This window comes from Streptomyces virginiae (assembly GCF_000720455.1).
GTDB lineage: Bacteria > Actinomycetota > Actinomycetes > Streptomycetales > Streptomycetaceae > Streptomyces > Streptomyces virginiae.
The window spans coordinates 180,124-198,923 of the sequence record NZ_JOAK01000006.1; the positions used below are offsets into that span (position 1 = coordinate 180,124).

Here is an 18,800-nt window from a genome sequence, read left to right on the forward strand (position 1 = left end):
GGGCCGCACCGGCTCCGCGTCGGGGTGGCGGCCGGCTCAGCGGCGGCGGGCGCGGGTGCGCTTCACCTTGAGTTCCTGGAAGCGCGGGACGTCGCCCTCCCGGATCCGCTGCCAGGCGCGGCGGTAGAGCTCCGCGGCCGGTTCGGCCGGTGCCAGGACGCCCAGCAGCGGCCGGGCGCCGGTGGTGAGGCCGTACATCGGCAGCTTCCACTGCTCCACCGGCAGCGCCGGGGAGGCCATGTCGGCCCACGCGCCGGGCAGGAACAGCGAGCGTCCGGCCCGGCTGCGGTCGGCCGACACCACCAGGTCGGTGGCGGCCAGTTCGGCGCGGGCGGCCTTGAGCCGGGCCGGCTTCCAGCCCGTCCACCGGGCGGTGTTGCGGTCGGTGGGGTCGGGCATGGCGAGCAGTGCCAGGTACAGGGCGGCCGCGTCGGCGCCCAGCCCGTACTCGGCGGCGACCTCCTGCACCAGCTCGGGTACCGATCGGCTCGGGTCCTGCGGCCACCACGTGCCGTCCGCGCCGACCGTGCCGGCCGCGGGTGCGCCCGGGTCGGCGAGCAGTGCGGCGAAACGCGGGTCGTGGGCGGTCCGCAGGGCCCTCTCGGTCGCCAGGGGCTGCTGGTCGTCGCCGCGCAGCGCCGGCAGGTAGGGGTCGGAGCCGGTGGAGTCCAGCAGGGCCGGGCGCACCGCGGGCTTGGGCTGGTTGTCGTGGGTGGCCATGACGACGGCGCCGTAGCGCTCGTAGCCCTCGCCGGTCTCGGTCGGTGTGCCGGCGACCTTCCGGAAGTCCGGGAGGCTGGTGTAGTGGGCGAGCTCCAGGAGCAGTTCGGGCCCGGCGAGGCGCTGCCGTACGGCGGTCAGTGCGGGCGGGAGGGCCGCTCGTACGGGGTCGCCGGCCGGCAGCCGGTGGGCCAGCCATGCGCTCATGGCGAGGGTCGAGTTCAGGACCTGTGCGTTGAAGGCGTCGGGGGTGGCCACGGCGGGTTCCACGTGGTCGCCCTTGACGGTCCACGGAACGTCGACGGAGAGTTCGCGCGAGGCGGCCGGGTCGAGCAGTGCGGCCAGTACGCGGTGGGCTGCCCATCCGCCGCGGACGGCGCGCGCGGCCTCCGTGGCCAGCCAGTCGGGTACGGGGGTACGGCGGCCCACGCGCCGGTTCCACAGCTCGGCGGCGGCCGCCACGTCGGGGCCTTCGTTCCACAGGCGTACCGGATCGGCGGGCAGCAGGGCCGCGACCAGGGCGCGCCGGAGTTCCGCGCCGAGGCCCTTGAGCTCGTCACGGGCGTAGGCGGCGTCGGTGGCCTTGACGCCGAGGGCGGTGCGCACCTCCGCGGGCAGGAAGTTGCGGTCGTAGCTGTCGAGGTGCGGGAGTCCGGCGATCACCAGGCGGGCGAGGGTGCCGGACACCCCGGTGAGCCGGGAGAACTCCTCCGCGGCCTCCGGGCGGAAGGGCAGCGGGCCGTGCTCGGCGGCGGCGCCGAGGAAGGCGGTCAGCCAGCCGGGTTCCCGCTCGGGGTCGCCGATGGGTGTCGCGTGGCGCACGGTGTAGGGGCCGGGGACGGTGAAGCGGCCGGTGGGGTCGTGGAGGAGGGCGCCGAACTCGTGGCCGTCGGGCACGGAGTCGCCGTGCTCGGTCATGGCGAGGACGGCTCCGCCGCCCAGCGGGAGCAGGCTGCGGTGGTAGACGTTGCGGTCGCGGCCGTCGGGGCCGGTCAGGTGGGAGTGGCCGAGGTGGACCCGGACCTGGCGCCAGCTGCCGGCCGAGCCCTGCGCCGAGGCCATGCCGAGGGTGTCCACCTCGCCGAGCACGGTGAGGAGGGCCGCCCGCTGTTCGTCGGTGGTCGTGGCGGCGACGGCCCGGTAGGCGGCGGCCGCGGGCTGCTCCAGCAGCGGCGTCCAGGTGAAGGTGAAGTACGGCAGGGCGGGGGTGTCGAAGTGGAGCAGCCCGGGCACCCCGGCGGTGTCGGTCTCGGCGCGGGCGGCGCCGAGGAGGGTCAGGGTGCGGTGCGCCCCGTCGCTGTCGTCGTTGTAGCGGTAGTGGCCGTAGTCGAGGAGGCCGTTCAGGGCCGCGCCGAGGAGCTGGTCGGCGGGTCCGAGCTCGCGCTCCTCCTCGGGGGCGGTGTCCGCGTCGAGGCGGGCCGAGATCCCGTCCAGGGCCTTCTGCTGGGTGAGGGCGAACCGCAGGACCTCGACGACGCCGCCGATCAGCTTCGGGTCGGTGACGTGCGGCAGGGCCGCGCTCACCACGTCCGGCAGGTCGGTGACCTTCGGTGCGGCGGCCGCCGCCTTGAGGAGGGCCCCGACGGTCTCGCGGTCGGCCGTGCGCAGCGCCACCGAGCCCTGCGGGTCGCGCGGGCGCAGCGCGTACCAGTGGGAGAGCGGCGGGAGGTCGACGCTGCCGGTGCTGAAGGGGGTGTCGTGGCGGTCGTTGCGGGTCTGGGCGGTGACGACGCCCTCGGGATCGGTGAGGGACAGTTCGCGCCAGCTGTGCGAGAGCGCGCGCGGGCGGTCGTCGCCGGGGAAGGTGAGGGCCGCGACCGGCTTGTCCCCGCCTTCGGGGACGGTGACGGTGCGTCCGCCGGTGTCGGTGCCGGCCCAGCCGTTTTCGGGGAGGCGTACGGCGTGCCAGCCGAGGAGGCCGTCGACGGGTGCGCCGAGCACCGAGCCTTCCACGGTGGGCGTGGGCAGCAGCCGGCTGGAGTACCCGGAGGAGGCCTTGCCGTTGTACGCCCTCATGGTGTCGGCGAAGAACGCGGGCATGGAGGAGCGTCCGTGGGCGCCGCTCGCCGGGTCGTATTCGAGCCAGCCGCTGTCGTTGTCCTGGTCGCGCTGGCGCCACACCCAGTACGAGGTGCCGTCGGACAGGACCGGCCGCTCGTCGGGCAGCCGGGTGTCGCCGCGGTGCAGGACGCCGCCGCCGGTGGTGCGCCCGCCGCCGGGCAGCTGCAGGGAGAGGTGGTCGCTGCGCAGGGACCAGTAGTTGCGGTCGGTGTCGAGGGTGAAGACGGTGCCGGGCGAGGAGTGCCAGTAGCCCTCGACGCGGTTGGCGCTCCAGTCGGCCCAGAAGACGAGGAGTTCGCCGTCGACGTAGTGGAAGCCCATGCGGCGTGTGGAGCCGGCCGGCACGCGCAGGTCGTGCGTGAGGACGGTGGAGTCGGCGTCGATGACGCGGACCTGGGCCGTGTTGGCGACGATCAGGTACGGCCAGGCCTCGACGACGACGAGGCCGCCCCGGTCCTTGCCAGGGGTCAGTTCGGTGACGGCGCTCTCCCAGGCGGGCCAGGCCAGTTCCTCGAAGAGGCCGCCGCGCAGGGTGCGGGCGAGGGTTTCGCCGAGGTCGGCGGCGGCCGCGGCGGCGACCTCCTCGGGGGCGAGCGCCAGCGCCTCGACGGGCAGCCAGGTCAGCCGCTCGATGGCGTCGGGGACTCCGGGGAGGCCGGCGGCGACGGAGGCGCGGGCCACTTCGACCATCCACTCGGTCAGCAGCGGGCGTGCGCCCGGCGAGGCGGCGACGTGCCGGACGATGTCGGCCCCGCCGCTGCCGATGCCGTTCAGCGCCCGGCGGAAGGCGGGCTGGAAGCGGGTGTCCGCGGCGACCGCGGACAGGTCGCGCCGCTCGTCGCGGCCCGCCCAGTCGGACAGGTTCAGCGTGTCGTGCCGGTGGCGGGTCTCGTGCTCCTGGGGGGAGGCGACCGGGACTTCGAGGGTGAGCAGCAGGTCGAGGAGGTCGGCGTCCTGGACGCCGACCTGCAGGCCGGCCTCCCGCCCGGGCCGGTCGAGTTCGGCGCGCAGCTGCGGGGCGCAGCGCTCGACGACGTCGAGGAGGACCGGGTTCGTGGGGCGGCGGCCCCAGCCGGAGCGGCGGGCGGCGGCGAAGCGCTCGAGCCAGCCGGCGGTGCCGTCGGAGCAGCGCTCCTCCTCGGGCAGGTTGCCGTCCGCGAGTCCGGCGGTGGCGCCGGACTCCTCCAGGACGTCCAGCCACAGGTCGATCAGGTCGACGTCGCCGCCGGGCGGGGTCAGGCCGAGGAGGGTGCCGCGTACGGCGGGGACGCGGCGGGCGAGCGCGACGAGGGCGCCGCGGTGGGCCTTCCACCAGCCGAGCGCGGCGCGCAGGGTGGCGGGCAGGGGCAGCAGTTCGGCGAGGTAGTCCTGCTCGGGTTCGGTGCCGGTCAGGCCCGCGGTGCGGGCGAGGCGGCGCAGTTCGACGGCGGCCTGCGCGGAGGGCGGCAGGCCGCCCGCGGTGCGGCGTACGCACAGGCGGCGGAAGCGCTCGTAGGCCTCGGCGGGGCTGACGCGGACGGCCAGGGCCTTGCCGTAGCCGGCGAGCACCTTCACCGGCAGGGCGCCGGCCAGTGCGAATTCCAGGAAGACGGAGTCGAGGCGGTCCTCGTCGACGGGCAGGCCGTGCTGGGCCTCGGCGGTGCGGGCGCGGCCGAACAGCTGGGCGGCGTAGGTGGTGTTCTCGACGGCGAGGAAGATGCGCGCGGCCTGCTCGTGGAAGAGGGGCAGGAAGTGCGGCACGGAGGCGGCGAGGCGGTCGGCCAGTTCGGTGCACGCGTCGAGCGCGGCCTTCGGCTTGGTCTTGGCCTGGCGGGCGATCCGGTCGAGTTCGGGGACGACGGCGAGGGCGTGGTGGCCGTCCTCGGGGTGGTGCACGAGGACCCATTCGGGGAAGCCGAGCGCCTGGCGCCGGCTCATGCCGACGACGGGCGGCTCGCCCTCGTCGCGTACGAGGCCCAGGAAGCCGGCGGCGAGGTCCTCGGCCGCGCCGAGTTCGGCGGCGGCGAGCCGGACGACGACGCGGTCCTCGTCGAGGCCGGGGTGGCGGTAGGTGCGGGCGGTCAGGTCGACGGCGTCGGCTCCGGCCCCGGTGGTGCCGTTGGGGAGGACGGCGCCGGCCTGCAGCAGCAGTTCGGTCTCGGTCGCCGCCGTGTTTCTCAGGTTCCTGCTCATGCGTCCCCGCCCTCCTCGATCTTGCGCCCGGCGTACAGTGCCGCGGCCATTCGCATTCCCTCGGACCAGGCGACCGGTCCGACCTTCGTCAGCGGTACCGCCCGGCCGTCCTCGTCGTGCCAGCTCAGGGCGCCGGTGGTGGTCTCGTCGTCGTAGTAGGGCTCGCCGATCCACACCGCCGCCTCCGTGCCGGAGCCGGCTCCCGCGTCGCGGACCTTGCAGGTGGCGTAGCCGCCGGAGACCCGGTAGCCGAGGGCGGTCGCGCGGGCGGCGAGGCTGAAGCGGGTGGGGAAGACCCCGCCCGCGTAGTCGCGGACCTCGGTGGCGGTGACGGAGACCTCGTCGGGCTTGCGCCAGGTCGCGCGGTGGATCTGCTCGACCTGCTGCACGATGCCCAGCTCGGCCGCGAACTCGCGTACGTCGTCCAGGTCGGGCAGCAGTACCGGGTGGGGCAGGGTCACCGTGCGCGGGGAGAGCCGTACGGTCTCGCCGTCGAGGTTGACCACCTTGAGCTCACCCGACGCGGTGGCGTCCCGCAGGAAGCCCACCTCGTCGGGGTCGTCGCCGACGACGGCCAGGTCGCGCAGGGCGTTCTGCCAGGCCTCGTCGGGCCAGACCCGGGCGAGCAGTTCGGTCGGGACGGGCAGCGAGGACACCATCCAGCCGTCGACCTGCGCGACGCAGGCCGCCGCGTGCCGGTCGAGCCATTCGGCGAGCCGCCGCAGCCGGTCCACCTCGGGATGGTCCTTCAGCGCCTTGGGCAGCGTCTTCAACTGCCGTCCCGCCGCCCGGCCGGTGACGGACCTCGCCGCCACCCGCCCCTCCACCAGGGCGATCTCGTACCCCTCGCCCGCCGCCAGCCATGCCATCAGACTGTGCCCCTCCGCCTGTCCCGTACGTGTTTGCGCGCAGCCCTGACAGGGGGGAGCAAACCCCCCTGAGCTGCGGTATGTCGGGAGACTAGCGAGGGCCACTGACAACGCCCGCCGGAGGGGCCTCCATAGGTTGATTGTCCGGTTCTGGGTAGGCTTTCCCGGACAGTGGCGGAGCGGTTCGGGCTCGGGGTGGGGTTATGGGACGTCAGATACGTGTACCGGGTGTGCTGCTGGCCGCCCTGCTGCTGGCGGCCGGGTGCTCCGGTCCGGACGCGCCGGGCGGCGGGGACGCGAAGCCGAAGCCGTCCGGCTCCCGGGCCGCACCGCCGGCCGGGGGGAATGCGGGCGGGGCGCCGGCCGGCGGGGACGTGCTGCCCGGCATGGTCACCACCGCCGTGGCCCGCACGCAGCTGGCCGCGCTGAAGGTGGCTCCGGTGGGCACGATGGCCGGCTACAGCCGGGCCAGGTTCACGCACTGGACGGAGCAGGGCGACAAGTGCGACACCCGCGAGACCGTCCTCGAACGGGACGGCTCCGAGGTGAAGCGGGACGGCGAGTGCCGGGCCGTGTCGGGTAGGTGGAAGAGCCTGTACGACGGGGTGGTCGTCACCGACGCGGGCAAACTGGACATCGACCACATCGTGCCCCTCGCCGAGGGCTGGCGCTCCGGCGCGTCCGGCTGGGACGCCGCCCGCCGCAAGGCCTTCGCCAACGACCTGACCCACCCTCAGCTGCTGGCGGTCACCGCCGCCTCCAACCGGTCGAAGGGCGACCAGAGCCCCGACCTGTGGCAGCCGCCGGACCGTTCGAGCTGGTGCCAGTACGGACGGGCCTGGACCACCGTGAAATCCGTGTACGAGCTGACCGTCACCGAGCCGGAGAAGAAGATGCTCACCACGATGCTGGACACCTGCGCCTCATGACCGGGGCGGACCAGTGGCAGGACGAGGTGCTCGCCGGGCCGGGCGGCGCCATGACCGACGAGGTCGGGGTCATCACCGGCCCGCTGACCGTGCGCACCACCGTGACCGGCGCAGGGCTGGTCCGGTTCGACGTCCAGTACAAGGACGCCGACGAGTGGTACACCCTCACGGGCAGCCCCCGGCCCCATCACGGCGCCCCGGCCGCCCTGCACGCCGCGGCCGTCGCCGCGGTCCGTGCGGGAGGCGGGGCCGTGGCCCCCGGCGACGGGCCCGTCTGAGGCGGGCCGAGGGTGTCCGGTGCGGCGCTTTCCCCGCCCCGGCTCGTCATCGAGGATGCCGTGCATGGGACTCCACGAAGACATCGACCCGAGCAGCGCACGCAACGCCGCCGAGCTGGTGGCCCTCATGCGCGGCCTCCACGGCCGGTCCGGTCTGAGCTATCGCCGGCTGGAGCGCCGGGCCGCTGAGCAGGGCCGGGTCCTGACGCGCAGCACGATCTCGTACGTCCTCACCCGCCCGTCCTTGCCGCGCCCCGAGATGCTGGCCGCCTTCGTCGCGGCGTGCGGCCACGAACGCGAGACGGCGGCCTGGCTCGACGCCCTGGAGCGGCTCACCGCCGGGCCGGAGAGCGGTTCCCGGGAGGCCGGGTCCCCGGCGGCGGCCACCGGCCCTCCGGCGCCCCGGCCGACGCCCGAACCGACGCCCGAACCGGCGCCCCGGCCTGCGCCGAAGGCCGTCCCCGGCGGCCGATTACGGCAGCACCGGCTCCTGCTGGTGATCGGCGCCGTGGTGGCCGCGCTGGGCCTCGGCCACTGGCTGGTGAAAGGGGTCCCGGGCGCCGCCACGAGCCTTTCCTCCGGGGACGTCGCGCCGTCCGCGACACCGGCGAAGCGGCCCGCCACCGGATTCACGCTCTTCGAGGGGCGGTCGCAGAAGGGCATGACGGCGGCGAGCGTCGGTTACCGGTTCTGGGACACCGGGGACGGCTGGTTCGGGATCGAGTACGTGACGCCGTACTCCCGCGACGAACCGGACGCCCACCAGGACGGCTGGGGCGGCAAGCTGCGGATGCACTACGAGGACCGCTTCGGAGCCCACACCGTCGACCTCACCGACAACCCGGACGGCGAACCCGACGCCGGCAAGGACGACATCCGGTACGGCCTGAAGAACGTGTGGTTCGAGGTCTGCGACTCCGACGGCCGCGCACAGCTGCGGGGCTGCCAGCGCCTGCGCAAGGCGAGGACCTGACCGGGCCGGAGGCGCCACGGTGTCCAGGACAGGGCGGCGACCAGGTACGACGGCGCAGGACAGTCCAGGACTGCCGCCCGCTCTTGCCGGCGATCGCGGCGGGGTCGAAGACTTTGGGGCCGACGGGCGGCCCGTTCCCCATCGTGAGCCCCCGTCGACCTCCACACCTCTCCGGAAAGGAAACAGCCATGGCATCGAAGTCCGTTCGCAAGGCCGCTCTCGCCCTGTCGGCCGCCGCCCTGCTGGGAGGCCTCTCGGTCGTCCCCGCGGGCACGGCCTCGGCGGCCTCCGCCCGATCCGACGCGTCCGTCGCGGCACCCACCTGCTCGAAGGGCAAGAACCAGACCAACGGATGGGGCCAGTGCCGGGGTTCGGGCAGCTATCTGTGGAAGGTGCGGGTCTGGTGCACCTTCGGCGGCAGTGGTGAGAGCAGCACCGTGTCCGGCGCCGGCAAGACCTACGCGTACTGCAGTTGGGGCAACGTCAACGACGTGGAGATCGTCTGGATCTGACGTACTCGCCGCAGCCGGCGCGCTGCGGCCCGCGCGGGCCGTCCGGTCCCGTGCGGGCCGCGACGCGGCGGCCCGCGCCGGCGCGTCACAGCACGGCGATGCCCAGGGGCCGGGTGCCCGCGGGCAGGCGGCGGGTCGCGCCCGTGTCGAGGTCGACGACCGTGATGCCGTTCCAGTACCCGTCCCTGGTGTGGCCGCCCGTGACGTAGGCGGTCCGGCCGTCCCGGGAGACGGCCACGTCCTCGTGCGGGCCCTCCAGCGGGTGGACCCGCTCGGTGCCGTCCGGGGACCGGACCGTCAGCGACGGCCCCCTGCCGCCTCCCGGCCGCACGGCTCCCGTACCGACCACCAGGAGCCGACCGTCGGCCGTGAGCGCGGCGCCGTGCTGGTGGGTGTCGGCGGTCATCGGCTCGACCGTGGTGCGTCCGGTGCGCGGGTCGACCACCGCCAGCCGTTCGCCCTCGAAGGGCAGCAGCAGCTTCCCGTCGGACGGGCGGACGGCCGTGTAGTGCGGCTTCAGCCATGAGCCGAGGCCGCCCTCGGTGCCGTAGGGCGCCACCTCGATGCGGCGGGTGCCCAGCGGTCCGGCCGCCACGACGGTGACGTCGAAGGAGTCGTGCCCGGTGACGTAGACCTCGGCCCCGTCCCGCGACACGTCCACGTCGAAGGGGCGCCTGCCCACCGGTACGACGGCGGTGACCTCGCGGGTCGCCGTGTCGAGGACCTCCAGGACGCCGGTGGTGCCGGGGACGTTGACCCCGACGTACGCGCGTGCGCCGTCCGGCGAGAGGGCGATGCCCATGCCACCGCCCCGGTACTCGCCGTCGGTGACCGGGCCGGTGGCGGTGCGGTACGGGATGCGGGCCACCCGGACGCGGGCGCGGGTGTCGACGACGGCGACGTCCTCGGCCGTGGCCACCCAAGCGAGGCCGTCCGCGCCGACGGCCAGGGCGTAGGGGGCCCGGCCCACGGGGACGGAGGCGACCGCGCCGCGCTCCGGGTCCACGAAGGTGACCGTGTCCCCGCCGAAGTCGGCCGTCAGGAGCATGCCCTGCGGGGTCGGCGCACCGGCGGGCAGCGGCGCGGCCGCGGACGGCGCCGGGCCCGGTGTGGACGGCGTCGCGTCCTGCGTGCACCCCGCGAGGAGGGTCGCGGCGGCGAGCGCCACGAAGGCGGCACGGGTGCGCGGTGCCCTGCGGCTCACCGGTCCGCCCCGGGCCGTGCCCCGGCCGCCCGCAGGATCCGCGCCATGCCCTCGAAGCCGCGGCGTGAGGCGTGCTCGTACGGGGTCACGCCGTCGCGGTCGGCGAGCAGCGGATCGGCGCCCGCAGCGAGGAGGACGGCGACGACCTCCTCGTGGCGCGGGCCGCCTTCCCCGAGGATCACCGCTTCCAGCAGGGCGGTCCAGCCGAGCCGGTTGACGTGGTCGACGTCGGTGCCGGTCTCCGCGAGGACGGCGCGAACGTAGGCGGTGTGGCCGCGCTCGGCGGCCGGGATGAGGGAGATCCCGCCGAAGCGGTTGAGCTGCTTCAGGTCGGGTCCGGCGGGCAGCAGCAGGCGCATCATCCGCACGCTGCCGGTGACGCCGGTGACCAGCCAGGGGCTGTCCTCGCGGTGGTCCGGGGCGTTCGGGTCGGCTCCGGCGGCGACCAGCAGTCCGGCCGCGGCCAGGTGGTCGCCGAGCGCGGCGAGCAGCAACGGTGTGCGCAGCTGCTCGTCGCGGGCCTCCACGGCGGCGCCGGCGGCGAGCGCCGCACCCACCGCGGCCGCGTCGCCGCGGCGGGCCGCGTCGAGGAGGAGTCGGTCGTGCGCGTTCATGGTGTCCCTCTCGGCTCCGGGGCGGGGAGGGCCGCGTACGCCCTCCCGCTCCCCCGGTCCATGCTCGCCGCGCCGCGGCCCGCGGCCGGTCCGCCCGGCGGACGGACCCGCCGGGCGGACCGGACGACCCCGGGGTCGTCCGATCGGCTGATGCGGGGGCTCCGGGCCGTGTCTTTCCGGTCGCCGCGAGCCCGGCACGATCCGAACGACTCGCCCTAGCCCTCGTACTCCGTGAGGTCGATGCCGTGGATCTCCACGGCGTGGCCGTGGCGGGGGTCGGTCGTCTCGCGTTCGCGCACCATGTCCAGCTTGCGGATCACGTTCTCGGAGGCGGTGTCGCCGAGCCGGCTGACGGCGACGACGCGGTCCAGGCCGCGGTCCTGGAGGGCGAATTCCAAGGTGGCGTGGGCGGCTTCGGAGGCGTAGCCCTGGCCCCAGTACTGGCGGCCGAGGAGCCAGCTGATCTGTACGTCCGCCCGCGCGTCGGGCAGGTCTTCGAGGACCGAGAGGCCGACGGCCCCGATGAGCTCTCCGGAGCCGAGGAGCTCGACGGCGAAGAGCCCGAAGCCCTCCTCGTCCCACTCCTCCTCCCAGCGTTCGATCGCCTCGGCCGTCTCGTCCAGACCGAGGGTGGAGCCGTCGCCGATCCAGCGCATCACCTCGGGGTCGGCGTGGATCTCGGAGAGGGGGACGAGGTCGTCGTCGGTCCAGAGGCGGAGGAGGAGTCGGGGGGTACGGATCTCGGTCATGCCCCACATCCTGCCGAAATTCGCCGGACCAGCGGTAATCGGCCGTTGCGGCGGTGTTGCGGGTTCGTGGCCATCCGCCGGGGAAGCTTTCCGCGGTTCGCCCCGGGCCCTTACGGTCCGTCGGGAAACCGCGACCGAGGAGTGTCCCCGCCATGCCCATCGACCTGTCGGACGAGAGCCGCTACGACCGGACGCGCCTGCGGCAGTGGGCCCGCGGCCGCGCCCGCTCCGCCGGGGTGGACCGCCGCGATCTGCTGAAGCTGTTCGCGGTCGGGGCCGCGGCCGGATCGCTGGGGGTGGCCGGGGCGGGTACGGCTTCCGCGGCGGGGGCGGACGCCGCGCCGGGGATCGTCAAGCCGCTGCCGCCGGAGCTGTTCACGATCCGCGGGACGAACGCGGAGACGAACTTCGCCGCGCTGCGGGGCACGGGCCGGCTCACTCCGATCGACCGCTTCTTCGTCCGCAACCACACCTCGACCCCGCGCATCGACGCCGACGCGTGGCGGCTGAAGGTGTGGGGCGACGGGCTCGCGGGCGGCCCGGTGGAGTTCTCGTACGCGCGGCTGCGGGCCCTGCGGGCGGTCGAGCGGACGCTGTTCATCGAGTGCGCGGGCAACGGCCGGAGCTTCTACTCCACCCAGCAGGGCCAGGCGGTGACCGGCACCGCCTGGACCCTGGGCGCGATCGGTGTCGCCCACTGGCGGGGGGCGCGGCTGTCGGACGTGTTGCGGCTGGCGGGAGTGACCCGGGGTGCGGTCGACGTCCTGCCGCGCGGGCTGGACGACGAGGTGGTGGCGAACGGGGTGAACCTGGGCCGGGTGCGGCGTCCGCTGCCGGTGACGAAGGCGCTGGACGACGTACTGCTGGCCTACGAGATGAACGGGCGTCCGCTGCCGCCCGACCACGGCGGTCCCGTCCGCCTGGTGGTCCCCGACTGGGTGGGGATCTCGTCGATCAAGTGGGTCGGTGACATCGAGGTGAGCGACGAGGCGCTGTACTCGCCGTGGAACACGGACATGTACCGGCTGTTCGGGCCGGGGCAGCCGGCGGAGGGCAGTGCGCCGCTCACCCGGCAGACCCTCAAGAGCGCCTTCGAGCTGGCGCTGGGCGCCACCGTTCCGGTGCACCGGACGCGGCTGCTGACGGGGCGTTCGTGGTCCGCCGCCGCCCCCGTGACCCGGGTCGAGGTCAGTACGGACGGCGGCGGCCACTGGCGGCGCGCCCGGATGCACGACACCCCGCAGCGGGGCGGCTGGGTGCGCTGGTCGGTGCCGTGGACCCCGCGGACGACGGGTCCGACCGCGCTGCTGGCCCGCGCGAGCGACGGGACCGGGCGCACCCAGCCGGAGACGGCGGTCCACAACACGCAGGGCTACCTCTTCGACGCAGTGGTGCGCCACCCGGTCACGGTCGTCTGAGCCACGGGGGCGGCCTACGGAGCGTGGAAGCGGACCTCCGGGGCGTCGGCGGAGGGGCCGTCCAGGACGGGCCGGGGCTCGCCGCGCAGGTGCCGGTCGAGGAAGGCGCCGACGTAGCGGCGGGTCAGTTCGACGGAGCGGTCGCCGGGCAGCGGGGCCTCGGGGTCGTCGAGGCCCAGCTGCTGGCCGATCGACGGGAAGTCGCTGAAGGTGAAGTGGCCCGAGCCGTCGAAGGTGATCCAGCGCTTCCAGCCGTCGAGCTGCGGCCAGTCCCGGTCCCAGCTCGCGTTGCCGCCGGGGCCCCGGCCCTGGGCGCCGAGGAGCAGGAAGGGGCGGCCGCCGAGGCCGGCGGCGGGTACGGGCGTGGCGTTGCCGCCGTCCATGTTCACCCCGGCGCGGATCCTGGGGTCGGTCGCCATCGCGGCGATCGCCGAGGCGCCGCCGATGGAGTGGCCGGCCATGGCGATGCGGCCGCGGTCGACGATGCCGGCGTGGCGCCAGGCGGGGTGGGGTCCGGTGAGCCGGTCCAGCAGGAAGGACACGTCCCGGGCACGGTTGTCGCTGACCGCCTGCATACCGGTCTGCTGGGCCTTGTCGCAGGCCAGGCAGGTGAGGACGCGGCCGCCGGGGAAGGCGGTGCCGACGCTCTCGTACGCGTGGTCGACCGCGGCGACGACGTAGCCGCGGGAGGCCAGGTCCTCGGCGAGCGCGGTGAGTGTGGCGCGGTGGACGGTGAAGCCCGGCGAGAGGACGACCAGCGGGTGGCGGCCGGCGAGGGGGCGGGCACCGGTCCGGGAGGCGCTCGCGGTGCCGGCCAGGGTCTCGACGGGGACGGCCTGGTCCAGGCCCTTGTCGACGAGCAGCAGCCGGGCCTCTTCGCGGGTGAGGTAGCGCGCGGTGCCGCCGGTGTCGCGCCGGGCCGGGTAGCGCATGGTGACCATCAGTTCGCGCGGTCCGGAGCCGGCCCAGGGGTCGGTGCGGCTGCGGTCCACCAGGTGCAGGTCCTCCCGGCCGACCGCGAACGGGCCGGTGGGGCGCGGGAGTTCGACCGCGGGGCGGCTGCGCTCGGTGGCGGACGGGGTGCCTGCCGCGGCGGCGGTGCCGGCGGCGGCGAGCGGGAGCGGCAGGATCAGGGCGAGTAAGGCGGCGGCTGCGGCTGTTCGGCGTCGTGTCATGGAAGGGACGTTATGCACCGCGGCCGGGCCGGTCGTCACCTTGCCGGTTGATCCGGGCGTAGCCCTTGGGGAGGGCTACGCGCCGCTTGTCACTCCGAAGTATCGGTGCCTGCCGGAACGCTGATGGCCCGGAGCTTTTCCCGCAGGTAGGTGTGGGAGTCGACGGGGTCGTGCACCACCCGGCCGATGGGGGCGGGGAGGGATTCCACCCGGGTGTGCGCGTCGCACTCGTAGAAGTAGACGAGGGAGATCAGCTCCTCGGCCGGGGCGTCGGCGGGCGGGGGCAGGACGCGGTGGCGGCCGGCCCGCCACCGGTCGCCGGTCCAGCGGGCCATCAGGTCGCCGATGTTGACGGTGAGCGCGGCCGGGTCGTAGGGCGCGTCCTGCCAGCCTTCGGCGTCGGTGTGGATCTGCAGCCCGCCCGAGCCGAGCTGCCGGTCGAGGACGGTGACCGTGCCGAAGTCGGTGTGGGCGCCGATGCGGAACTGTCCGGGCAGGGGTGTGCCGACGGTCTCCGTGCCGGGGTACCAGTTGAGGTTGAGCCCCCAGGTGGGGTGTCCGGTGTGGCGCGTGAAGTGGTCCTGGTCGAGTCCGAGGGCGGTGGCGAGGAGTTCCAGCAGTTCGTCGGAGAGGGCCCGCATCCGCGCCAGGTACTGCGTGACCAGCGCCCGCAGCTCGGGGACCTCCGCCGGCCAGGTGTTGGGCCGGAACCACTCGGCGTCCACGGCCGCGTTGCCGGTCGGTTCGTCGGCGGCGAAGGACCAGGACTCCTTGAGGTCGGGCGGCGAGGCCGCGCCCTCCGCGTAGCTGTTGGCCTCGGCCCCGGGGCCGAGCCAGCCCCGGCCGCCGACCGTGACGGCGTACGGCTCCTTCAGGGCGGCCGGCAGCCGGAAGAACGTGCGGGCCGTGTCCCGGATCCGGGCGGGGAGCGCGGGGTCGACGCCGTGGCCGGTCACGAGCAGGAATCCGGCCGCGCGCAGGGCCTCGTCGACGCGGGCGGCCGTACGGGCCCGCTCCTCAGGTCCGCCGGACCGCCACGGCCCGAGATCGATCACGGGAACCTGGGATCCGGTCATGGGAGACCTGCCTTCCGACGCTGCGCGGTGGTGTCCGCGACCGAGGCTATCGCCGCGCGCGACCGGACGGGATCGACACGGAAAGTGATTCTCGGCCACTTTGTGTGCGCATCCGCGGCCGCCGACCGCGAGGATCGTCACGATAAGGACCAGAATGGAACGACGGGTGCCTCAGGGACGGAGCGTGCGGTGGAGATTTCGACACGGGAGGTCTTCGGGGCGCCGTGCTGGGTGAGCCTGATGACGCGCGATCTCGGGACGGCCCAGCGCTTCTACCGAGCGGTGGCCGGGTGGCGGTTCCGGCCGGCCCGCCTCGGCGAGGCCTTCTCGGTGGCGTTCCTCAATCGCGTCCCGGTGGCGGGCATCGGGGCGCTGGCGGCGGATCTGGGGGTCGCGGCGGCCTGGACCCCGTACTTCGCCGTCGACGACGCGGACGTGGCGGTGGACCGCATCCGTGAGCGGACGGGCACCATCGCGGTCGGTCCGGTCTCCTTCGAGTCCGGCGGCCGCGCGGCGCTCGTCGCCGACCCGGACGGCGCGGTCTTCGGGATCTGGGAGGGCGACGTCGCCGCGGACTGGCGGGCCGGCAAGGGCCCGCTCCCGGCCTGGCTGGAACTGCGTACCAGGAACGCCCTGGACGCGGCCATGTTCTACGGCGCGGTCCTGGAATGGGCCACCGACCGCCCGGGCTGCTGCGCGGTCTCCTACGAGGAGGACCAGGTCGTCCTGCGGCAGAACGGCGAGCCGGTGGCCCGCCTGAACAGCGGTCCCGTCGAGCTCGCCTCGTACTCGCCGCACACCCGGCCGCGCTGGCACGTGCATTTCCGTGTCCCCAGGCTCCGGCCGGCGATCGAGGCGGCCGTCATGCTCGGGGGGCGCATGGTCTCGGACATCACCTCGAACGCGGTGGAGCGGTGGGTGACGCTCCGCGACCCCGACGGGGCGCTCTTCACCCTCACGACCGAGCTCGGGGCGGACTCGGACGAGGACCTCGCCCGGCCGGGCCTGTACTGACCGGACGTGCGGCGGTGGCGGCCCGCCGAGGGCGGCCGGCGCCGCCGGTCTCGCGATGCGCCGACCGTGTGGTGTCGGCGGACCTCGAAAGCCCCTCGGACGACGGGGGGCGTTCGCGGCGGATCACCTTGGGTGACGGTTCGAGATGCGGGTGTACGGCAGTGCTGGTTCGCTGAATCCGCCTGCTCTTCCCCACACGCAAGGAGCGATCATGAGCGTTTCAGGCGAGTCCCGCGGCCGGTCCCAGCAGATGCGCACCAAGGCCAAGGAGCTGAACGAGGCAGCCGAGCGGTCCACCGATCCCGAGGAGCGCCGCCGGCTGAAGGAGAAGGCCCGCCGACTGCAGGAGCAGAGCGAGCAGGAGAGCCGTATGGACGACCGGGGCATGGACCCGATGTAGCCTGCGCGCCCCACCGCACTCACCGCGCCGCGGCCGGTGTCCGCCGCGACCGCCGTCGCAGCGGCCACCGGCCGCCGTGTCGTAGCGGGTCCGGCTCCGGCGTGCGGGCCGGCGGCGCCGGATGCGTGGGTCAGCCTCGTCCTGTCTTCGGACTCAGCGGGCCGGTCCAGTGGGTTCCGTCGTGCGTGACGACGTGGGGTACGACCTCCAGGTCGAGCAGGTCGGTGCCGGCCTTGGGGATGTCGAACACGTACGTCGCGGTCGCGGACCGTCCGGGGCTGACGCTGCCCTCGAAGCCGGACCCGATGGCCTTCGCGCTGTCGAAGACCCGCTCGGCCTGCTCTCCCGCCTTCCCGTACTTCGCGTACACGGCGACCAACGCCGTCTCGAAGGCCTCGCCGGCCGGGTTCCTCAGAGTGATCTTCCAGGCCACCGCCCGGTTGCCCGACCGGTGGCCCGCGGAGGTGGCGCTCGGAGTGAAGGCGGTGGGCCTGGCGACGGTGACCTCCAGGCCATCGCCGTAGGTTCTGGTCTCGCCCCAGGTGAGGGTGGGCCGGTCGGCAACGTGCTGCACGGCCCCGGCCGTCGCCGCGGACCCGAGCGTGAGCATGCTCGCGACAGCCACGTAGACGGTCAGACGCCTGCCCGCGCGGTGCGCTCTCGGACGGTGGATGGTGTCCATGCGTCCAGCATCGGCCCTGCCGCCCCGGCCCGCGCGGCGGGGCGTACGCGGCCCTCCGCGCCGACACCGGCCGCCGGGAAAAGGAGGGACGGGCGGGGCGGGGCCGCTCTATGGTGACGGACCGATGACGGGGCCACGGGAGGGCGACAGATGACTGTCGACGGTTTCGAACTGCTCGCTGACGCACACGACTTCTTGCTCGCCGCCGTGCGCGGCGTCCCCGACGGGGCGTGGGGGGATCCGACGCCGTGCTCGCAGTGGACGGTGCGTCAGGTATTGAACCACGCACGCCTGGACCAGCAGGCGCTGGTCATGCAGATCACGGGCGTCGCACCCGCGAGTGACCCGTTCGAACCGGCGGACGCCACGGGCGGCGACCCGGTCGCGGAACTGGCGGCGGTGCTGGAGGCGGCTGCCGCGGCGTGGGAGTCGAGGAGAGACGACGAGAGCGTGCCCACCCCGATGGGACCGATGCCGGCCGGCGTCGGCGCCGCCGCGGCGGCGCTCGATGCCGGGATCCACGCCTGGGACATCGCGAGGGCCACCGGCCAGGACCTGCCGCTGACCGAGGAGATGGCCGAGGCCCTCGAGGACATCGCGTCGAGGCCCGTCGACTTCGTCCGCGACTCGTTCGGCAAGTACGCGCCGGCGCGGACCGTGGCGGAGGGGGCGGGCCGCGCGGAGCGGCTCCTCGCCTTCACCGGGCGTGATCCGCACTGGTCCCGCTGACCTCACCCCTCTGGATGAGCCATTCCTAAGTGATCAGTGGCCGTAGGCGATCGGGGACCGTGTGATTGCTTGTCCGGTCTTGTGGTTGTGCCAGATTGCTGCGGCCAGCGCGAGGACGCGTTGGGCGACGCGGAAGGCGACGCCCTCAAAGGTCCGGCCGCCGTGTTGTTCCAGGTCGAGCCGGCCTTTGAGGGTGTCCTTCACCGACTCGATCAGTTGCCGCACCGATTTCAGCAGTGACTCGCCCTTGCGGCGCTTCTCCCGCTTGAACGAGGGCCGCAGCAGCTCTGCCCCGCGCATGGCCAGATTCGGGTTCGCAAGGGACCACAAGATCGGCATCCCGGTTGGCGTGCACACCAGGTACAGCCGCAGGCCCGGAAGAATCGGGAATGGCTGGCGCAGTACCCGTATCCGGCCCAGCCGGCCAGGTCCGACCGCTTCACGGTGGGGCGTGACCGGCCGCACTCGACCGGGGTGGAGTCGATGATCCAGTGGTTGTCGAAGGCTGCGACAACCTGGCCGTCTGCGCGTCCCGGTCCCGGCCCGACATTGCCCGAACCCCGTGCCGTGTTCATGCCATCGATGTCATAATCGGACGTTGTGTGGACAACGCTTGCGCCGCTCATCGGCGTCCTGCTCGGCGGGCTCATGTCGATGCTGGCCCAACGCTCGGCAGGACGCGCCGTGGAACGCGGCGAGGCGCGCCGCAGTGTCCGTGAACTCGCCGAGGCGCGCCGCAACGAGCGTCTCACGCACCTCATCGCATTTCTGTCTGCGGTGCAGGAAGCAGAACGAGTCGCGGTGGATCGGTATCACCACAACCTGGCTGACGAGCAGTGGCAGGCCCGGGCAGTCAGGTCCTCGACAGGGTGTGGGTGACGCAGAAGACGATCCACGTACTGTGCGCGTCCGAGGTCAGCGAAGCGGCACGCAGCCTCGCGTGAGCAGTACAGGAGGTGATCAGGAAGGGCCCCGAAGACCCGGGAGAGCCACAGGACGAGAAGGTCTGGGCGCACATCCGTCCGAGCCGACAGGCATTCCTCGATCTCGTGCGCGACCAGCTGAGTTGAAGCCCCGGGGAGGGATTCGGCAGCTGCCGTGAGCGGCCCGGGACGAGCAGCACCAGCTCCGGCCTCCATCGTCCGGCGAGCGTCATCTCTTCGCCAGCTTCTCGAGGGACGCAAAGCCCGCCTTGGCGCAGGCAGCATGCATGTCCACGGGCCAC

At 74.1% G+C, this 18,800-nt stretch carries 17 protein-coding genes and 1 pseudogene; 9 read left to right on the forward strand and 9 right to left on the reverse strand.

The genetic code is table 11. The features are described 5' to 3' along the window. Positions 1 to 36 precede the first annotated feature (36 nt). On the reverse strand, positions 37 to 4,953 hold the full coding sequence (locus IG86_RS0112865) for a hypothetical protein (RefSeq protein ID WP_045936943.1): 4,917 nt from the start codon (positions 4,951 to 4,953) through the stop codon (positions 37 to 39). Further along, positions 4,950 to 5,822: a DUF4132 domain-containing protein gene (locus IG86_RS0112870; RefSeq protein WP_030896841.1), complete on the reverse strand. Its 873-nt coding sequence runs from the start codon at positions 5,820 to 5,822 to the stop codon at positions 4,950 to 4,952. Before IG86_RS0112870 ends, IG86_RS0112865 begins: the two co-directional genes overlap by 4 nt. Before the next feature lie 203 nt (positions 5,823 to 6,025). Here IG86_RS0112870 and IG86_RS0112875 point away from each other — a divergent pair, with 203 nt between their 5' ends. The 4 genes from IG86_RS0112875 (at position 6,026) to IG86_RS0112890 (ending at position 8,514) form a co-directional block, all read left to right on the forward strand. Then, entirely contained in the window at positions 6,026 to 6,751 is a 726-nt protein-coding gene (locus tag IG86_RS0112875; protein WP_051785126.1) for a GmrSD restriction endonuclease domain-containing protein, read from the forward strand. Next, positions 6,748 to 7,029 carry a hypothetical protein gene (locus tag IG86_RS0112880; protein ID WP_030819950.1) on the forward strand — a complete coding sequence of 94 codons (282 nt, stop codon included), beginning with the start codon at positions 6,748 to 6,750 and terminating at the stop codon, positions 7,027 to 7,029. The genes IG86_RS0112875 and IG86_RS0112880 overlap by 4 nt, the downstream gene beginning before the upstream one ends. Before the next feature lie 64 nt (positions 7,030 to 7,093). Next, positions 7,094 to 8,002 (forward strand): helix-turn-helix domain-containing protein, encoded by a 909-nt coding sequence (locus IG86_RS0112885; RefSeq protein WP_051785127.1) that lies wholly within the window; start codon positions 7,094 to 7,096, stop codon positions 8,000 to 8,002. Between the two features lie 188 nt (positions 8,003 to 8,190). Continuing rightward, positions 8,191 to 8,514, forward strand: coding sequence for a hypothetical protein (locus IG86_RS0112890; RefSeq protein WP_030819953.1), 324 nt, complete (start codon positions 8,191 to 8,193; stop codon positions 8,512 to 8,514). 85 nt (positions 8,515 to 8,599) lie between these two features. Here the strand turns inward: IG86_RS0112890 and IG86_RS0112895 are convergent, their stop codons facing one another. The 3 genes from IG86_RS0112895 to IG86_RS0112905 all read right to left on the reverse strand — a co-directional run bounded on the left by IG86_RS0112895 (position 8,600) and on the right by IG86_RS0112905 (position 11,081). Further along, entirely contained in the window at positions 8,600 to 9,718 is a 1,119-nt protein-coding gene (locus IG86_RS0112895) for a YncE family protein (RefSeq protein WP_030896847.1), read from the reverse strand. Continuing rightward, positions 9,715 to 10,332, reverse strand: coding sequence for an ankyrin repeat domain-containing protein (locus IG86_RS0112900; RefSeq protein WP_030896850.1), 618 nt, complete (start codon positions 10,330 to 10,332; stop codon positions 9,715 to 9,717). Before IG86_RS0112900 ends, IG86_RS0112895 begins: the two co-directional genes overlap by 4 nt. Positions 10,333 to 10,547: 215 nt before the next feature. Next, complete coding sequence (locus tag IG86_RS0112905; protein WP_030819958.1) at positions 10,548 to 11,081, reverse strand: GNAT family N-acetyltransferase; 534 nt, start codon at positions 11,079 to 11,081, stop codon at positions 10,548 to 10,550. A 152-nt stretch (positions 11,082 to 11,233) separates the two neighbouring features. Here IG86_RS0112905 and IG86_RS0112910 point away from each other — a divergent pair, with 152 nt between their 5' ends. Continuing rightward, entirely contained in the window at positions 11,234 to 12,499 is a 1,266-nt protein-coding gene (locus IG86_RS0112910) for a sulfite oxidase (RefSeq protein ID WP_030896852.1), read from the forward strand. Positions 12,500 to 12,513: 14 nt separating this feature from the next. Here IG86_RS0112910 and IG86_RS0112915 read toward each other — a convergent pair whose 3' ends face one another. Continuing rightward, complete coding sequence (locus IG86_RS0112915; protein ID WP_030896854.1) at positions 12,514 to 13,674, reverse strand: alpha/beta hydrolase family protein; 1,161 nt, start codon at positions 13,672 to 13,674, stop codon at positions 12,514 to 12,516. An 89-nt stretch (positions 13,675 to 13,763) separates the two neighbouring features. Beyond that, positions 13,764 to 14,750: an isopenicillin N synthase family dioxygenase gene (locus IG86_RS0112920; RefSeq protein WP_030896856.1), complete on the reverse strand. Its 987-nt coding sequence runs from the start codon at positions 14,748 to 14,750 to the stop codon at positions 13,764 to 13,766. Between the two features lie 240 nt (positions 14,751 to 14,990). Here IG86_RS0112920 and IG86_RS0112925 point away from each other — a divergent pair, with 240 nt between their 5' ends. Then, positions 14,991 to 15,764, forward strand: a complete 774-nt coding sequence (locus IG86_RS0112925) for a VOC family protein (protein WP_030657856.1) — start codon at positions 14,991 to 14,993, stop codon at positions 15,762 to 15,764. Between the two features lie 211 nt (positions 15,765 to 15,975). Beyond that, entirely contained in the window at positions 15,976 to 16,164 is a 189-nt protein-coding gene (locus IG86_RS0112930; RefSeq protein WP_030657858.1) for a DUF6381 family protein, read from the forward strand. A 130-nt stretch (positions 16,165 to 16,294) separates the two neighbouring features. On the opposite strand, the gene IG86_RS39865 is transcribed toward IG86_RS0112930, so the two are convergent. Continuing rightward, the gene (locus IG86_RS39865; protein ID WP_051785128.1) at positions 16,295 to 16,846 is read right to left on the reverse strand and encodes a hypothetical protein; all 552 of its coding nucleotides are present in this window, start codon (positions 16,844 to 16,846) and stop codon (positions 16,295 to 16,297) included. 150 nt (positions 16,847 to 16,996) lie between these two features. Here IG86_RS39865 and IG86_RS0112940 point away from each other — a divergent pair, with 150 nt between their 5' ends. Next, positions 16,997 to 17,575: a TIGR03086 family metal-binding protein gene (locus tag IG86_RS0112940; RefSeq protein WP_030896858.1), complete on the forward strand. Its 579-nt coding sequence runs from the start codon at positions 16,997 to 16,999 to the stop codon at positions 17,573 to 17,575. A 33-nt stretch (positions 17,576 to 17,608) separates the two neighbouring features. On the opposite strand, the pseudogene IG86_RS41135 reads toward IG86_RS0112940, so the two are convergent. Further along, a pseudogene (locus tag IG86_RS41135) lies at positions 17,609 to 18,063 on the reverse strand (transposase family protein); the annotation flags it as partial. Between the two features lie 112 nt (positions 18,064 to 18,175). On the opposite strand from IG86_RS41135, the gene IG86_RS42960 reads away from it, so the two are divergent. Continuing rightward, the gene (locus IG86_RS42960; protein ID WP_157854817.1) at positions 18,176 to 18,454 is read left to right on the forward strand and encodes a hypothetical protein; all 279 of its coding nucleotides are present in this window, start codon (positions 18,176 to 18,178) and stop codon (positions 18,452 to 18,454) included. Positions 18,455 to 18,800: the final 346 nt, after the last annotated feature.

Excerpts from the sequence above, each read along its gene's own strand:
- IG86_RS0112865 (WP_045936943.1), bottom strand. The coding sequence starts at position 4,953 with ATGAGCAGGAACCTGAGAAACACGGCGGCGACCGAGACCGAACTGCTG.
- IG86_RS0112870 (WP_030896841.1), bottom strand. The coding sequence starts at position 5,822 with ATGGCATGGCTGGCGGCGGGCGAGGGGTACGAGATCGCCCTGGTGGAG.
- IG86_RS0112875 (WP_051785126.1), top strand. The coding sequence starts at position 6,026 with ATGGGACGTCAGATACGTGTACCGGGTGTGCTGCTGGCCGCCCTGCTG.
- IG86_RS0112880 (WP_030819950.1), top strand. The coding sequence starts at position 6,748 with ATGACCGGGGCGGACCAGTGGCAGGACGAGGTGCTCGCCGGGCCGGGC.
- IG86_RS0112885 (WP_051785127.1), top strand. The coding sequence starts at position 7,094 with ATGGGACTCCACGAAGACATCGACCCGAGCAGCGCACGCAACGCCGCC.
- IG86_RS0112890 (WP_030819953.1), top strand. The coding sequence starts at position 8,191 with ATGGCATCGAAGTCCGTTCGCAAGGCCGCTCTCGCCCTGTCGGCCGCC.
- IG86_RS0112900 (WP_030896850.1), bottom strand. The coding sequence starts at position 10,332 with ATGAACGCGCACGACCGACTCCTCCTCGACGCGGCCCGCCGCGGCGAC.
- IG86_RS0112905 (WP_030819958.1), bottom strand. The coding sequence starts at position 11,081 with ATGACCGAGATCCGTACCCCCCGACTCCTCCTCCGCCTCTGGACCGAC.
- IG86_RS0112910 (WP_030896852.1), top strand. The coding sequence starts at position 11,234 with ATGCCCATCGACCTGTCGGACGAGAGCCGCTACGACCGGACGCGCCTG.
- IG86_RS0112915 (WP_030896854.1), bottom strand. The coding sequence starts at position 13,674 with ATGACACGACGCCGAACAGCCGCAGCCGCCGCCTTACTCGCCCTGATC.
- IG86_RS0112920 (WP_030896856.1), bottom strand. The coding sequence starts at position 14,750 with ATGACCGGATCCCAGGTTCCCGTGATCGATCTCGGGCCGTGGCGGTCC.
- IG86_RS0112925 (WP_030657856.1), top strand. The coding sequence starts at position 14,991 with ATGACGCGCGATCTCGGGACGGCCCAGCGCTTCTACCGAGCGGTGGCC.
- IG86_RS0112930 (WP_030657858.1), top strand. The coding sequence starts at position 15,976 with ATGAGCGTTTCAGGCGAGTCCCGCGGCCGGTCCCAGCAGATGCGCACC.
- IG86_RS39865 (WP_051785128.1), bottom strand. The coding sequence starts at position 16,846 with ATGGACACCATCCACCGTCCGAGAGCGCACCGCGCGGGCAGGCGTCTG.
- IG86_RS0112940 (WP_030896858.1), top strand. The coding sequence starts at position 16,997 with ATGACTGTCGACGGTTTCGAACTGCTCGCTGACGCACACGACTTCTTG.